General features: G+C 55.1%; 13 protein-coding genes. 7 read left to right on the forward strand and 6 right to left on the reverse strand.

All coding sequences use genetic code 11. The annotated features are described in order from the left end of the window. Positions 1 to 7 precede the first annotated feature (7 nt). From carB to kefC, 3 genes are all read left to right on the forward strand, one after another. The gene (gene carB, locus JOE25_RS10800) at positions 8 to 3,232 is read left to right on the forward strand and encodes a carbamoyl-phosphate synthase large subunit (RefSeq protein ID WP_209635007.1); all 3,225 of its coding nucleotides are present in this window, start codon (positions 8 to 10) and stop codon (positions 3,230 to 3,232) included. A gap of 179 nt (positions 3,233 to 3,411) precedes the next feature. Then, positions 3,412 to 3,969: a glutathione-regulated potassium-efflux system oxidoreductase KefF gene (gene kefF, locus JOE25_RS10805; RefSeq protein WP_209635009.1), complete on the forward strand. Its 558-nt coding sequence runs from the start codon at positions 3,412 to 3,414 to the stop codon at positions 3,967 to 3,969. Further along, positions 3,962 to 5,815 (forward strand): glutathione-regulated potassium-efflux system protein KefC, encoded by a 1,854-nt coding sequence (gene kefC, locus JOE25_RS10810; RefSeq protein ID WP_209635010.1) that lies wholly within the window; start codon positions 3,962 to 3,964, stop codon positions 5,813 to 5,815. The genes kefF and kefC overlap by 8 nt, the downstream gene beginning before the upstream one ends. 138 nt (positions 5,816 to 5,953) lie before the next feature. On the opposite strand, the gene JOE25_RS10815 is transcribed toward kefC, so the two are convergent. Beyond that, positions 5,954 to 6,568: a LysE family translocator gene (locus JOE25_RS10815; protein WP_209635011.1), complete on the reverse strand. Its 615-nt coding sequence runs from the start codon at positions 6,566 to 6,568 to the stop codon at positions 5,954 to 5,956. A 174-nt stretch (positions 6,569 to 6,742) separates the two neighbouring features. Here JOE25_RS10815 and JOE25_RS10820 point away from each other — a divergent pair, with 174 nt between their 5' ends. The 4 genes from JOE25_RS10820 (at position 6,743) to JOE25_RS10835 (ending at position 10,715) form a co-directional block, all read left to right on the forward strand. Further along, a complete protein-coding gene (locus JOE25_RS10820; RefSeq protein ID WP_209635012.1) occupies positions 6,743 to 7,543 on the forward strand; it encodes a threonine/serine exporter ThrE family protein in 801 nt (266 codons plus the stop codon). Further along, positions 7,540 to 8,004, forward strand: a complete 465-nt coding sequence (locus JOE25_RS10825) for a threonine/serine exporter (protein ID WP_209635013.1) — start codon at positions 7,540 to 7,542, stop codon at positions 8,002 to 8,004. Before JOE25_RS10820 ends, JOE25_RS10825 begins: the two co-directional genes overlap by 4 nt. 143 nt (positions 8,005 to 8,147) lie before the next feature. Then, positions 8,148 to 8,630, forward strand: coding sequence for a type 3 dihydrofolate reductase (gene folA / locus JOE25_RS10830; RefSeq protein ID WP_037420718.1), 483 nt, complete (start codon positions 8,148 to 8,150; stop codon positions 8,628 to 8,630). Positions 8,631 to 8,825: 195 nt separating this feature from the next. After that, positions 8,826 to 10,715 carry a PhoX family phosphatase gene (locus JOE25_RS10835; RefSeq protein ID WP_209635014.1) on the forward strand — a complete coding sequence of 630 codons (1,890 nt, stop codon included), beginning with the start codon at positions 8,826 to 8,828 and terminating at the stop codon, positions 10,713 to 10,715. A gap of 39 nt (positions 10,716 to 10,754) precedes the next feature. Here JOE25_RS10835 and apaH read toward each other — a convergent pair whose 3' ends face one another. From apaH to surA, 5 genes are read right to left on the reverse strand one after another with little or no spacing between them, the layout of a single operon-like run. Then, positions 10,755 to 11,606, reverse strand: coding sequence for a bis(5'-nucleosyl)-tetraphosphatase (symmetrical) ApaH (gene apaH, locus JOE25_RS10840; RefSeq protein ID WP_209635015.1), 852 nt, complete (start codon positions 11,604 to 11,606; stop codon positions 10,755 to 10,757). A 4-nt stretch (positions 11,607 to 11,610) separates the two neighbouring features. Continuing rightward, the gene (apaG, locus tag JOE25_RS10845; RefSeq protein WP_012005174.1) at positions 11,611 to 11,988 is read right to left on the reverse strand and encodes a Co2+/Mg2+ efflux protein ApaG; all 378 of its coding nucleotides are present in this window, start codon (positions 11,986 to 11,988) and stop codon (positions 11,611 to 11,613) included. 12 nt (positions 11,989 to 12,000) lie between these two features. Further along, complete coding sequence (rsmA, locus tag JOE25_RS10850; RefSeq protein ID WP_037420728.1) at positions 12,001 to 12,819, reverse strand: 16S rRNA (adenine(1518)-N(6)/adenine(1519)-N(6))-dimethyltransferase RsmA; 819 nt, start codon at positions 12,817 to 12,819, stop codon at positions 12,001 to 12,003. After that, a complete protein-coding gene (pdxA, locus tag JOE25_RS10855; protein WP_209635016.1) occupies positions 12,812 to 13,804 on the reverse strand; it encodes a 4-hydroxythreonine-4-phosphate dehydrogenase PdxA in 993 nt (330 codons plus the stop codon). The genes rsmA and pdxA overlap by 8 nt, the downstream gene beginning before the upstream one ends. Further along, positions 13,791 to 15,089, reverse strand: a complete 1,299-nt coding sequence (gene surA, locus JOE25_RS10860; RefSeq protein ID WP_209635017.1) for a peptidylprolyl isomerase SurA — start codon at positions 15,087 to 15,089, stop codon at positions 13,791 to 13,793. The genes pdxA and surA overlap by 14 nt, the downstream gene beginning before the upstream one ends. Between the last annotated feature and the right edge of the window lie 6 nt (positions 15,090 to 15,095).

The raw sequence follows: 15,095 nt of genomic DNA on the forward strand, positions 1-15,095 counted from the left end.
CAAAAAAATGCCAAAACGTACTGATATAAAAAGCATCCTGATCCTCGGCGCTGGCCCGATTGTTATCGGTCAGGCGTGTGAGTTCGACTACTCGGGTGCTCAGGCGTGTAAAGCGCTGCGCGAAGAGGGTTACCGGGTCATTCTGGTGAACTCCAACCCGGCCACGATCATGACTGACCCGGAAATGGCTGATGCGACCTACATCGAGCCAATTCACTGGGAAGTGGTGCGTAAAATTATCGAGAAAGAGCGTCCAGACGCCGTGCTGCCGACCATGGGCGGCCAGACTGCACTGAACTGTGCGCTGGAGCTGGAACGTCAAGGCGTACTGGCCGAGTTTGGCGTGACCATGATTGGCGCGACCGCTGATGCGATCGATAAAGCGGAAGACCGTCGCCGTTTTGACGTAGCAATGAAGAAAATCGGTCTGGACACCGCGCGTTCAGGCATCGCACACAACATGGAAGAAGCGCTGGCGGTTGCCGCTGACGTTGGCTTCCCATGCATCATCCGCCCTTCCTTTACTATGGGTGGCACCGGTGGCGGCATCGCTTATAACCGTGAAGAGTTCGAAGAGATCTGCGAACGCGGTCTGGACTTGTCACCGACCAAAGAACTGTTGATTGACGAATCGCTGATCGGCTGGAAAGAGTACGAGATGGAGGTGGTGCGCGATAAGAACGATAACTGCATCATCGTCTGTTCGATCGAAAACTTCGACGCCATGGGTATCCATACCGGCGACTCCATCACCGTGGCGCCAGCACAGACATTGACCGACAAAGAATACCAAATCATGCGTAACGCCTCGATGGCGGTGCTGCGTGAAATTGGCGTCGAAACCGGTGGTTCCAACGTGCAGTTCTCGGTTAACCCGAAAACCGGCCGCTTGATCGTCATCGAAATGAACCCGCGCGTATCCCGCTCCTCGGCGCTGGCGTCAAAAGCCACCGGCTTCCCGATTGCCAAAATCGCCGCCAAGCTGGCGGTGGGCTACACCCTCGATGAGCTGATGAACGACATCACCGGTGGCCGTACCCCGGCTTCGTTTGAACCGTCAATCGACTACGTTGTGACTAAAATTCCTCGTTTCAACTTCGAGAAATTTGCCGGTGCCAATGACCGCCTGACCACCCAAATGAAATCGGTCGGCGAAGTGATGGCCATTGGCCGCACCCAGCAAGAGTCACTGCAAAAAGCGCTGCGCGGCCTGGAAGTGGGCGCGACCGGTTTTGACCCGAAAGTGAGCCTGGATGACCCGGAAGCCTTGACCAAAATTCGTCGTGAGCTGAAAGATGCTGGCTCCGATCGTATCTGGTACATCGCTGACGCCTTCCGTGCCGGCCTGTCAGTTGATGGCGTATTCAACCTGACCAACGTTGACCGCTGGTTCCTGGTACAGATTGAAGAGTTGGTGCGTCTGGAAGAGCAGGTTGCCGAAACCGGCATCAACGGCCTGACTCAAGAGTTCCTGCGCACCCTGAAGCGTAAAGGCTTCGCTGATGCGCGTTTGGCGACTTTGGCTGGCGTCGCCGAAAGCGAAATCCGCAAACTGCGTCACGGTTATGGCCTGCACCCGGTATACAAACGTGTGGATACCTGCGCAGCGGAGTTCGCTACCGATACCGCTTATATGTACTCCACCTATGAAGAAGAGTGCGAGTCCAACCCGACCAATGACCGTCCGAAAGTGATGGTGCTGGGCGGCGGTCCGAACCGTATCGGCCAAGGTATTGAGTTCGACTACTGCTGCGTGCACGCCTCGCTGGCACTGCGTGAAGACGGTTACGAAACCATTATGGTCAACTGTAACCCGGAAACCGTGTCTACCGACTACGACACCTCCGACCGCCTGTACTTCGAGCCGGTGACGCTGGAAGACGTGCTGGAAATCGTGCGCATCGAGAAGCCTAAAGGCGTGATCGTGCAGTACGGTGGCCAGACCCCGTTGAAGTTGGCACGTGAGCTGGAAGCTGCAGGTGTGCCGATTATCGGCACCAGCCCGGATGCGATTGACCGTGCCGAAGACCGTGAACGTTTCCAACAGGCGGTGAACCGTCTGGGCCTGAAACAGCCTGCTAATGCTACCGTTGCCACTATCGAACAAGCGGTAGAGAAAGCGGCCGGTATCGGTTATCCGCTGGTGGTGCGTCCTTCCTATGTGCTGGGCGGGCGTGCGATGGAAATCGTCTATGACGACATCGACCTGCGTCGCTACTTCCAAAACGCGGTCAGCGTATCCAACGACGCCCCGGTACTGCTGGACCGCTTCCTGGATGACGCGGTAGAAGTGGACGTCGACGCCATTTGCGACGGCGAGCGGGTGCTGATTGGCGGCATTATGGAACACATTGAACAGGCTGGCGTACACTCCGGTGACTCCGCTTGCTCACTGCCGGCGTACACCCTGAGCAAAGAAATTCAGGACGTGATGCGTCAACAGGTTGAGAAACTGGCGTTTGAGCTGCAGGTTCGTGGCCTGATGAACGTGCAGTTTGCCGTGAAGAACAACGAAGTCTACCTGATTGAAGTCAACCCACGAGCTGCACGTACCGTGCCGTTTGTCTCCAAGGCTACTGGCGTGCCGCTGGCCAAGGTGGCTGCGCGTGTGATGGCAGGTAAAACACTGGCTGAGCAGGGCGTAACGGAAGAAGTTATCCCGCCGTACTACTCGGTGAAAGAAGTGGTACTGCCGTTCAACAAATTCCCAGGCGTTGACCCGATTTTAGGGCCAGAAATGCGCTCTACCGGGGAAGTGATGGGCGTTGGCCGCACCTTCGCAGAAGCTTTCTCCAAAGCGATGCTCGGCAGCCAGTCAGGCATGAAAAAACAGGGCCGCGCACTGCTCTCTGTGCGTGAAGGCGATAAAGCCCGCGTGGTGGACCTGGCCGCAAGCCTGTTGAAACAGGGCTTCGAGCTGGATGCCACTCACGGCACCGCAGTGGTGCTGGGCGAGGCGGGAATTAACCCGCGCCTGGTCAACAAAGTGCATGAAGGCCGTCCGCACATTCAGGATCGTATCAAGAATGGCGAATACACCTACATCGTTAACACCACGGCCGGTCGTCAGGCGATTGAAGACTCCAAGTTGATTCGCCGCAGCGCACTGCAGTACAAAGTGCATTACGACACAACCCTGAACGGCGGCTTTGCCACTGCGATGGCGCTGAAGGCAGATCCGACCGAGCAAGTGACGTCGGTGCAGGAGCTGCACGCACGCATCGGCAAGTAATTCGATAATGCCGTAAGCCTTAGGGCGCTGCAGCTGCAGCGCCCTTATTTTTTTAACTTGTTCAGGGAATTTGTTGTCTTGAATTAGAAATTTCCGCTATCAATCATTCAGCAAACTGTCACCCTGTGTGATTGGTATATGCTTGATGTATTAGCATGGAACGAAGGAACGACGACAACATGATTCTCATTATTTACGCCCATCCCTATCCCCGGCATTCGCATGCCAATCACCGTCTGCTACAGGCAGTGAAGGATATTCCTGAGGTGGAGGTGCGCTCGTTGTACGAGCTGTATCCCGACTTCAATATCGATATCAATGCCGAGCAGCAAGCCTTGGAGCGCGCCGATCTGGTGGTGTTGCAACACCCGATGCAGTGGTACAGCCAACCGCCGTTACTGAAACTGTGGATCGATAAAGTGCTGGAACATGGCTGGGCTTATGGCCATGAAGGCAATGCCTTGGTGGGTAAAGATGTGCTGTGGGCAGTAACCAGCGGTGGCGATGAACACCATTTCGAGCTGGGCGATTACCCCAACTTTGCAGCACTGGCACAACCGTTGCAGGCGACCGCATTGTATTGCGGCATGAATTGGCTGCCGTATTTTGCCGTGCATAACACCTTTACCTGCAATGAGCCGGCGTTGATGGCCGCTGGGGAAGCCTATCGCCAAAGGCTGATAACGTATCTGATGGAACACAGCGAACCCGTTGAGCAGGGAGTCGAAAATGGATAATCACCAGATGATGATTGAGGGGCTGATCTATTTAGGATCGGCCGCATTGTTTGTGCCGATCGCAGTGCGGCTTGGACTGGGCTCTGTGCTGGGCTACCTGATTGCTGGCTGCATTATTGGTCCCTGGGGGCTGAAGCTGGTTTCCGACGCTGAGTCGATCCTCACCTTTGCCGAGATCGGCGTGGTGCTGATGTTGTTTATCATCGGCCTGGAGTTGGATCCGAAACGGCTTTGGACGTTGCGGGCATCGGTGTTTGGCGGCGGTATTATTCAGATGGCGTCGTGCGGGCTGGCGCTGAGCGCGTTTTGTTATTTCCTCGGACTGGACTGGAAGGTGGCGCTGCTGATCGGTCTGACTCTGGCATTGTCTTCCACCGCGATTGCCATGCAGGCCATGAGTGAGCGTAACCTGACGCCATCGCCGATTGGTCGCAGCGCGTTTGCGGCGTTGTTATTCCAGGATATCGCGGCGATCCCTTTGGTCGCGATGATTCCGCTATTGGCCAGCAGCGGTACTGCGACCACGTTGGCATCATTCGCCCTGTCGGCTGCCAAGGTGGTTGGGGCATTGGCGACGGTGGTACTGCTTGGTCGCTATGTCACTCGACCGTTGCTGCATTTTGTCGCCCGTTCCGGTATGCGCGAAGTCTTCAGCGCCGTAGCACTGTTCCTGGTCTTTGGTTTTGGCATTCTGCTGGAAATGGCCGGGCTGTCGATGGCGATGGGGGCTTTCCTCGCTGGGGTGATGTTAGCGAGTTCTGAATACCGCCACGCATTGGAAAGCGATATTCAGCCATTCAAAGGGCTGTTACTCGGGCTGTTCTTCATCGGTGTCGGCATGTCTATCGACTTCGGCACCCTGTTCCACCACCCGTTGCTGATCGCGTCGCTACTGCTGGGCTTTATGCTGATTAAAGCAGCGTTACTGTGGCTGATTGGGCCGTGGCTGGGGGTGCCAAAACGTCAGCGTGGCATGTTTGCCATCTTGTTAGGTCAGGGCAGTGAGTTTGCTTTTGTGATCTTTGCGGCTGCGCAACTGGCTGGGGTCTTGCCGCCAGAATGGGCTAAGTCATTGACGCTGTCAGTGGCCCTGTCGATGGCGATGACCCCTTTGTTGTTGGTCGTGGCCGCCCGGCTTGAGAAGAACGCGCCGAAAGATGAACGTCCGGCGGATGAGATTGACGATGAGAATGCCAGCGTAATCATTGCCGGGTTTGGTCGCTTCGGCCAGATTGCCGGCCGTTTATTGCTGGCCAATGGTGTGCATACCGTGGTGTTGGATCACGACCCAGACCATATTGAAACTCTGCGCAAGTTCGACACGAAAGTATTTTATGGCGATGCCACCCGTGCCGATCTGCTGGAAGCGGCGGGGGCTGAGCACGCCAAGGTGCTGATTAATGCTATCGACGACGTAGAGGCCAACTTGCAACTGACCGAACTGGCCAAGCGGCATTTCCCACATCTTAAGGTGGTGGCGCGTGCACGTGACGTTGATCACTGGTATCAGCTGCGGCAGTTGGGGGTGGAAAGCCCGGAACGTGAAACCTTTGAAAGCTCACTGCGTATCGGTCGTGAAACACTGGAGCTGTTGGGGCTGGATGCCTACGAGGCACGTGAGAAAGCCGATACCTTCCGGCGTTATAACCAGAAAATGCTGGAGGAAACGCTGGAGAATTACCAGGATACAGAATTCCGCATTGCCAGCTTGCAGCGGGCCAAAGAGATGCTCAGCGCTGCTATCGAGCAGGACCAAAATCGGCTGGCGAGAGTACAGCAAAGTGGTTGGCGTGGCAGTATTGACGGTAAGGCACCGGAGGATGAGGTGGTAGAAGCCAAGGGATAATCATGCTGATATTGACCCAAAGTACGGGATGTTGCGGTTAAGCGGCAAGTCCATGAATCCCCGGGAGCTTGGTGAGCCAAGTGACCGGGGTAAATGTATGCCGTCAACAACGCGGCAGCGACAGGTAAGAAGGGGCAATTAACTGAGCGCGACCTTGATACCCAAGGCAATCAGCATGCCGCCCAGCACTTTGTCGACGATCTTCTGGGTCTTTTCCAGCCCACGGCGTACCGGCCCGCTTTGTATCAGGAATACCAACGCCGGCCACCAGAGGGCAGACAGCCCAAGAATAATCCCCGCGTACCAGAGTTTTTCGCCCAGCCCAGAGTTGATCTGCAGTACCTGAGTGAAGACCGCCAGGAAGAATAACGTGGCTTTTGGGTTAAGCAGATTACACAGATATCCTTGTACAAAGGCGTTTTTCAGGCTCACCTGCTGTTGCGGCAGATTACTGACATTCATCTTACTGCCACCGCGTGACAGTAACGCCTGAATACCAACCCAAATCAGGTATACCGCTCCCGCGTATTTCAGCACATTAAACAACCAGGGTGTGGTTGTGATCACCACCGCCAAGCCGGCGACACAGTAAGACATATGGGTCGCGACACCGCAGAACACACCGAAGGCGGTCATCATGGCAGCCAGCCGCGGATAACGGGCCGCGTTTTTGATCACCAGGAAAAAATCCGGACCTGGCGATAGCATCCCTAAAGCGGCAATACCGGCAACGAACAGCGAAGTTTCAAGCATGATTTGACTCTCTGCACAAAAGGCCCAATTGCGCTGATAATAACGCCGCTTCTCCTGATGCGCATCAACCAAATGAGGTAATGTTTGACTCTATGATAAACATTCCTGCCCGCCGTCTTTCAAGCCGCAGTAGTGAAAGCCAGAGGGTCTACTCAGCGCGAACCCCGGGACATTATGCAACAGCCGACAACGACAGACATCCCGCCGCCACAGCGGCAACAACGTGAAATCACTCGGCTGTGCATTCAGTGTGCTTTGCTGCTGTTACAACATGGCGCTGAAAGCACGGTAGTGGAGCAGTTATCGACTCGGCTGGGGATGGCGCTGGGGATGGACAGCGTGGAAAGTTCGATCTCGGCCAATGCGGTCGTGCTGACGACGCTCAGTAAAGGTGAATGCCTGACCACGACACGCAAGAATGTTGACCGCGGCATCAATATGCAGATGGTGACCGAGGTACAACACATTGTCATTTTGGCGGAGCATCGGCTCGCCGATGCGCATGACGTAGCCCGGCGTTTCGAGAAAATCCGTCCGCTGCGTTACCCACGCTGGTTGGTCGTGTTGATGGTGGCGCTGTCTTGCGGCTGCTTCAGCGTATTGAACGGTGGTGATCAAAAAGCATTTGCAGTCACCTTTATCGCCAGTGGCCTGGCGATGTCTGTGCGCCAAATGTTGACGGCTCGTCATATGAATCCGCTGATTAACTTTTGCCTGACGGCCTTTGTCGCTACATCGGTTTCCGGCCTGCTACTGCGATTGCCGGTGTTTAGTCAAACCTCCACGGTGGCGATGGCGGCCAGCGTACTGCTGCTGGTGCCCGGATTCCCGCTGATTAACGCGGTCGCCGATATGTTCAAGGGGCACATTAATACTGGTTTGGCGCGTTGGGCGATGGCGAGCTTGCTGACGTTGGCCACCTGTATCGGTGTAGTGATGGCGATGGCGCTATGGGATCTGCGGGGGTGGTCATGAGTTTGCTTTGGGCCTTACTGCAGGACATGTTGCTGGCGGCGGTGCCGGCGCTGGGCTTTGCCATGGTATTCAACGTGCCGCTGCGTGCCTTGCGTTATTGCGCATTGTTGGGCGCGGTGGGCCACGGTTCCCGTATGCTGATGATGCACGCAGGAATGAACATCGAATGGGCGTCGCTGCTGGCAGCTATTTTGATTGGCATCATCGGCATTTATTGGTCTCGCTGGCTGCTGGCACACCCAAAGGTGTTTACCGTGGCAGCCGTGATCCCGATGTTCCCCGGAATCTCCGCGTATACCGCGATGATCTCAGTGGTTGAGATTTCGCATTTGGGTTATAGCGAGGCGCTGATGGCCACGATGATGAGTAATTTTCTGAAGGCCTGTTTTATCGTCGGCGCGTTATCGATCGGGCTGTCATTGCCAGGGCTTTGGTTGTATCGCAAACGTCCCGGCGTTTGAGGATTTACGGGCAAAAAAATATGGGTATTAGTTATGCTGATAAGAGCTATCTTATATATTCATATTGCTTGATTAGCCTATCGACGGCAGATAGGGCTTTACGTATAGTGTGAGCAATTTTGCTGCCTACACAGGGTTTAACAATGATTATCAGCCTGATCGCTGCCTTGGCGGCGGATCGCGTTATTGGTATGGAAAACGCCATGCCGTGGCACCTGCCAGCAGATTTAGCGTGGTTTAAACGTAACACGCTGAATAAACCGGTTATTATGGGCCGTAAAACTTTCGAGTCCATTGGTCGCCCGTTGCCGGGGCGCCATAATATCGTTTTAAGCAGCCGTCCTGGCAGTGAAACCGGGGTGACCTGGGCGACGTCACTGGACGAAGCACTGGCCGCTGCTGGCGATGTCGAAGAAGTCATGGTGATGGGGGGGGGGCGTATTTATACCCAATTCCTGCCACGCGCCAACCGCATGTACCTGACGCATATCGATGCCGAAGTCGGTGGTGACACCCATTTCCCGGACTATGAGCCGGACGAATGGGAAACTTCGTTCAGTGAGTTCCACGATGCTGACGAGCTGAATTCTCACAGCTATTGCTTCGAGATTTTAGAACACCGCTAATCACCGGGTGTTAATCATATCCACCAAAGGGCGCAAGAGATTGCGTCCTTTGTCGTTTCTGCGGCAAAAGGTTTTCTGACTTTTAGCTGTAACATTTTCGTCACATTTCCTGATTAGTATGAAGCCGAACTCTGAGCGCCCGGCAACTCTGGTGAATCTTGATCGCGGCGCCATATTAAAAAAGGAAATAAACCTATGACGACTAAAATTGAGCAATTAGATGCCGATCGCCTGACCGACCCCACCCGCCGCAAGTTACTGCTGGGCAGCGCAGGTGCCGTTGGCCTGGCCGGTTTCCTCGGCGGCGGTATTTGGACCCTATCCGCCGACGCATTGGCAGAAGATTTACCGCCAAACAAGCTGTTAGGCTTCAAGGGCATTGCAGCCTCAACCGCGGATGAGGTGGCGATTGCACCGGGATATCGCGCGGAGGTGCTGATCTCTTGGGGGGAACCGTTGGTTGAGGGCGCTGCCGCTTTTGACCCGCAGGGCAATAACAGCGCCGCCGACCAGGAAAAGCAGTTTGGTGATAACAACGATGGCATGAGTTTCTTCCCGATTGATGACAATCACGGCGTGATGGCCATCAACAACGAATACGTTAATGAGCAGTATCTCTTTGCCCACGGTGGCACCAAAGCCACCAGCCTGGAGGACGTGCGTAAATCACAAGCCGCACATGGTGTTTCCATTGTTGCGGTGCGCCGCGACGGTGACAGCCAACGCTGGGAAGTAGAGCGTCCGTCACGCTATAACCGCCGTATCACGGCCAATACCGAAATGCAGTTCAGCGGCCCGGCTGCCGGCCACCCGTTGTTGCAGACGGCGGCTGATCCTAGCGGACGCAAGGTGTTGGGCACCTTCGGCAACTGTGCTAACGGGAAAACGCCCTGGGGCACTTACCTGACCTGCGAAGAGAATTTTGATACTTATTTTGGTACTCACCAGGCGGATTACAAGACGACGGCAGAACAGAAACGCTACACGCTGAAAGTGAGCGAACCGGAGCGTAACTGGCCGGATTATGACGAGCGTTTTGATGTGGCGAAAAATCCAAACGAATTCAACCGCCACGGTTGGATTGTCGAAATCGACCCAATGAATCCAACGTCGACACCGATCAAACACACCGCTCTGGGGCGCTTCAAGCATGAAAATGCTGCCGTTACTGTCGCAAAGGATGGCCGCCTGGTTGTTTACATGGGGGACGATGAGCGCGGTGAGCACATTTATAAATACGTTTCCAAGGGTGTGGTTGACGTGGCTAACCCTGCCAATAATCGTACCCTGTTGGACGAAGGCACGCTGTATGTGGCGCAGTTTGATGGCGATGCCGCCGGTACGCCGTTGAAGGGCACAGGGCGTTGGATTGCCCTGGAGTTCGGCAAGAATGGGCTGACACCGGAAAATGGCTTCCGTGACGAGTCTGAAGTGCTGATCTTCGCCCGTAAAGCGGCGGCGCAGGTTGGGGCAACCAAAATGGACCGCCCTGAATGGATCGCGGTCAATCCTCACGATGGTCGAGCCTACTGCACGTTAACCAATAACAGTAAGCGTGGCGAAGAGGGCATGCCGCTGAACGCGGCGAACCCGCGCCCGAATAATGTCTACGGTCAGATTATCCGTTGGGATGAAGGTGGCGATGCCACGGCGGCGTCATTCACCTGGGATATTTATGCATTGTGCGGCAACCCTATTGCGCACCCGGAAGGGGTGAATCGCGGTACGCCCAATATTACTGCGGACAATACCTTCAATAGCCCGGATGGCTTGGGCTTTGATAAATCCGGTCGCCTGTGGATCCTCACTGACGGTAAATACAGTAATAAGGGCGACTATGCTGGGCAAGGGAACAACCAGATGTTGGTGGGGGATCCACTCAGTGGTGAGATTCGTCGCTTTATGGTCGGCCCGAAATCCTGCGAATTGACCGGTATTACCTTCACTCCGGATTACAAGACGATGTTTGTCAACGTACAGCACCCGGGCGAAGAAGGCGATTCCCATTTCCCGAACAACAGTCCGCGCCCGCGTTCGTCAGTATTGATGATTACGCGTGAAGACGGTGGTGTTATCGGGGCTTAAGGCGAAAACAGTGGGGCGGCTTTAACCGCCCCACTCTAATTATGACGCGACCTGTTGGTGCACGCTGTCCTGAGAATCACGGCGGTGAGCCGGTTGGGTAAAGTACTGCTGGTCTTCCCAACGTAGCATGGTCAGATCGCCCCCCCAACAGCAGCCGGTATCAAGGCCAATAACGCCTGCGGGTGTGCCCTTACCTTCCAGTGATGCCCAGTGACCAAAGATAATGGTGTAATCGGCATCAACCAATCGCGGTAATTCAAACCAAGGCTTGAGCGGGGCAGGCGCTGTGCCTGGCGCATCTTTGCAGATCATATCAAGCTGGCCGTTCGGGAAGCAGTAACGCATGCGTGTCAGGGCATTGGTACTGAACCGCAGGCGAGCCAATCCGCTCAGCTCTGGGCTCCAGTTGTTCGGCATATCACCGTACATGGCGTCGAGGAACAGCGGATAGCTGTCGCTGCTCAATACGGCCTCGACTTCACGGGCGCAGATTTGTGCCGTTTCAATGTCCCATTGCGGAGTGATCCCGGCATGTGCCATCACCAGTTTGAGTTGCTCATCCACTTGCAGCACCGGTTGGCGGCGTAGCCAGTTGATAAGCTCATCAGCGTCAGGGGCTTCCAGCAACTGAGTGATGCGGTCTTTGGGCTTATTACGACTGATGCCGGCATAGACAGCCAACAGGTGCAGATCGTGGTTGCCCAGGACCATACGTACCGCAGGGCCGAGTGAACGCACGTAGCGCAGCACGTCCAACGAGCCGGGGCCGCGGGCAACCAAATCGCCGGTCAGCCACAGGCGGTCATGCAGAGGATCGAAAGCAACTTGGGCCAATAGCGACTGCAGTTCATCAAAACAGCCATGAACATCGCCGATGAGATATGTCGACATAGAATTAGTGAATCAGTGTTGGGATAGCTAAGCGGAACACGGGAATAGCGGTCTGGAACGGTTGACCCTGATGATCAACCATTTCGTAATGGCCTTCCATGGTACCCAGTGGCGTTTCAAGGATAGCGCCGCTGGTGTATTGGAATTCTCCCCCAGGTGGAATGAGGGGTTGTTCGCCAACCACGCCTTCACCCTGAACTTCAGTCTGACGGCCATTACTGTTGGTAATCAACCAGTAACGCCCAAGCAGTTGCACGTTGAAACGCCCCAAATTGCGGATGGTGATGGTATAAGCGAAGACGTAACGTTCTTCCTCAGGTATCGATTGTGATTCCACATAGACACTTTGTACCTGAATACATACACGGGGCGAATCAATCATGACCACTACTCCTTATTGCTGCGGCGCGGGATTGGCTGAAAGCCAGTTAGCCAGCTTACAGTATTGCGCCACAGAAATATTCTCTGCTCTAAGTACCGGATCGATACCCAATTCCGTCAGTTGCTCTGGCGTGAACAGATCACCCAGGCTGTTGCGGACCGTCTTCCGGCGTTGGTTGAACGCCTGAGTTGTTATCCGGCTTAGCATACGTACGTCACCCACCGGGTTCGGGTTCACAAGATGCGGAACCAGACGTACCACAGCGGAATCCACTTTTGGCGCCGGGGTGAAAGAGGTCGGTGGCACTTCCAGCACCGGGATGACGTTGCAGTAGTACTGCGCCATTACGGTTAAACGCCCGTAGGCTTTGCTGTTTGGCCCAGCAACCAGACGATTGACGACCTCTTTCTGCAACATAAAGTGCATGTCGCGGATGGCCTGAGTATAGCTGAAAAGGTGGAACATCAGCGGCGTCGAAATGTTATACGGCAGGTTACCAAACACGCGCAGCGGTTGGCCAGCCTGCTCGGCCATTTCGGCAAAGTTCACCGTCATGGCGTCTTGCTGGTGGATGGTCAGTTTGTCTTTCAGCTGTGGGTGATTCGCCAGGCGAGCCGCCAGATCGCGGTCCAGCTCAATCACTGTCATGCGGTCCATGCGTGCGCCAACCGGCTCGGTCAATGCACCCAAGCCGGGGCCGATTTCAACCACCGCTTCACCCGGCATGGGATGAATGGCGGAGACAATGCTATCGATGACAAACTGATCGGTTAAAAAGTTCTGTCCAAAGCGTTTGCGGGCAAAGTGCCCTTGGTGGACTTTATTATTCATTACAATTAATTATCATTTTAATGGCGAGATTCAAGGCCGTTTTGAAACTGCCTGCATCGGCGGTGCCGGTGCCTGCAAGTTCTAAAGCGGTACCGTGGTCGACCGAGGTACGGATAAAAGGCAAACCGAGGGTAATATTTACCGCCCGGCCGAACCCTTGGTATTTTAGCACTGGCAGACCCTGATCGTGATACATCGCCAGCACAGCATCGGCATGTTGCAGATACTTGGGCTGGAACAGGGTGTCTGCCGGCAGTGGGCCAATAAGATGGATACCTTCAGCACGCAGCGCGTCGAGCGCCGGGATAATGGTATCGATCTCTTCGCGGCCCATATGGCCACCTTCTCCGGCATGCGGATTCAGGCCACAGACATAAATTTGTGGTTGTGCAAGGCCAAATTTGGTTTTCAGGTCATGGTCGAGAATATGGATGACTTCATGCAGACTTTGCTGGGTGATAGCGCCAGGCACAGCCAATAAAGGCAGGTGAGTGGTCGCCAACGCCACGCGCAGCTCTTCCGTTGCCAGCATCATCACGACACGATCGCAGCCGCTGCGATCTGCAAAGAATTCGGTATGGCCAATAAAGGGGACACCGGCATCATTGATCACGCCCTTGTTCACCGGGCCGGTGATCAGTGCGGCGAATTCGCCATTCAGACAGCCGTCGCAGGCGCGTGCCAGCGTTTCTACGACGTAGGCGCTATTGCCCACGTTCAATTCACCTGCTACGACCGCATGAGCGAGCGCGACGGGTAATACCGTCAGCGTACCGGCTCGCTGTGGCTGGGCAGGCTGTTGAGCTTGATAGTCGCGCAGTTGCAACGGCAGGTTTAACTGCCGGGCGCGCTCAAGCAACAAGGCCGGATCCGCGCACACCACCAGTTCAACAGGCCAATCCTGTTGTGCCAGCACTGCCACTAAATCCGGCCCAACCCCGGCAGGCTCGCCGGGGGTGATTACGATGCGATTATTGTTGTGCATTACCGTCAAGGATCTTCACGTAAGCCTGAGCACGTTGTTCCTGCATCCAGGTTTGCGCTTCTTCTGCAAACTTGCGGTTGAACAGCATGCGGTAAGCACGGTCTTTCTGCGCCGCGTCGGTTTTATCCACCTGACGCGTATCCAGCAACTGAATCAGGTGCCAGCCGAAGGAAGAGTGCACTGGTTGGCTGATTTCGCCTTTACTCAGTTTCATTAAAGCATCGCGGAAAGCAGGATCGTAGATGTCTGGAGAAGCCCAGCCCAAATCACCACCCTGAAGTGCAGAACCTGGATCCTGAGAAAGCTGTTTGGCTTCGTCAGCAAACTTGGCGCGGCCGCTCTTAATTTCTTCAGCAACGGCTTGCAGTTTTGCACGAGCCTGATCGTCGGTCAGCACCACGGAAGGCTTCAGCAGAATATGGCGTGCATGAACCTCGGTGACGGATACCGACTGGTTGGCGCCGCGGATATCGTTCACTTTCAGAATGTGGAAGCCGACACCGGAACGGATTGGGCCGACCACATCGCCTTTTTTGGCGTTAACCAGTCTTTCAGCGAACAGCGTAGGGATTTCCTGCAGCTTGCCCCAGCCCATGTTGCCGCCTTTCAGCGCCTGGGAGTCCGCGGAGTAGGCGATCGCCAGCTTGCCGAAGTCGGCACCGCCGTTGATTTCACCCATCAGTTTTTTCGCCAAGGCTTCTGCGTCGTCAACCTGTGCCTGCGACGGGTTTTCCGGCAGCGGGATCAGGATGTGACTGATGTTCATTTCAGTATCGCTACCGTTCTGAGCGCCAACCTGCGTTGCCAGTGAGTCCACTTCCTGAGGCAGGATGGTGACGCGTCGGCGAACTTCGTTGTTACGCACTTCAGAAATCAGCATTTCCTTACGGATCTGCGAACGGTAAGTGTTGTAGTTCAAGCCTTCATACGCCAGACGGCTGCGCATCTGATCGATGCTCATTTTGTTCTGTGCAGCGATGTTACTGATGGCTTTGTCCAGATCGGCATCGGAAACGGTAATGCCCATTTTCTTGGCCATCTGCAGCTGGATGTTATCCATAATCAGGCGTTCAAGGATTTGGTGACGCAGTGTCTTGTCATCCGGCAATTGTTGCCCGGCTTGCTGCGCATTAAGTTTCACCGACTGCAACAGGGTGTTTACGTCGCTCTCAAGCACAACGCCGTTATCCACGACGGCGGCGACTTTATCCACTTCTTGGGGTGCTGCGAACGCGGTATTGGCGCAAACCACCAATCCGAGAATAAGCGTTCTCCAGTTCTTCATACATTT

It is taken from the genome of Serratia sp. PL17 (assembly GCF_017832355.1).
In the GTDB taxonomy this organism is placed as follows: Bacteria; Pseudomonadota; Gammaproteobacteria; order Enterobacterales; family Enterobacteriaceae; genus Serratia.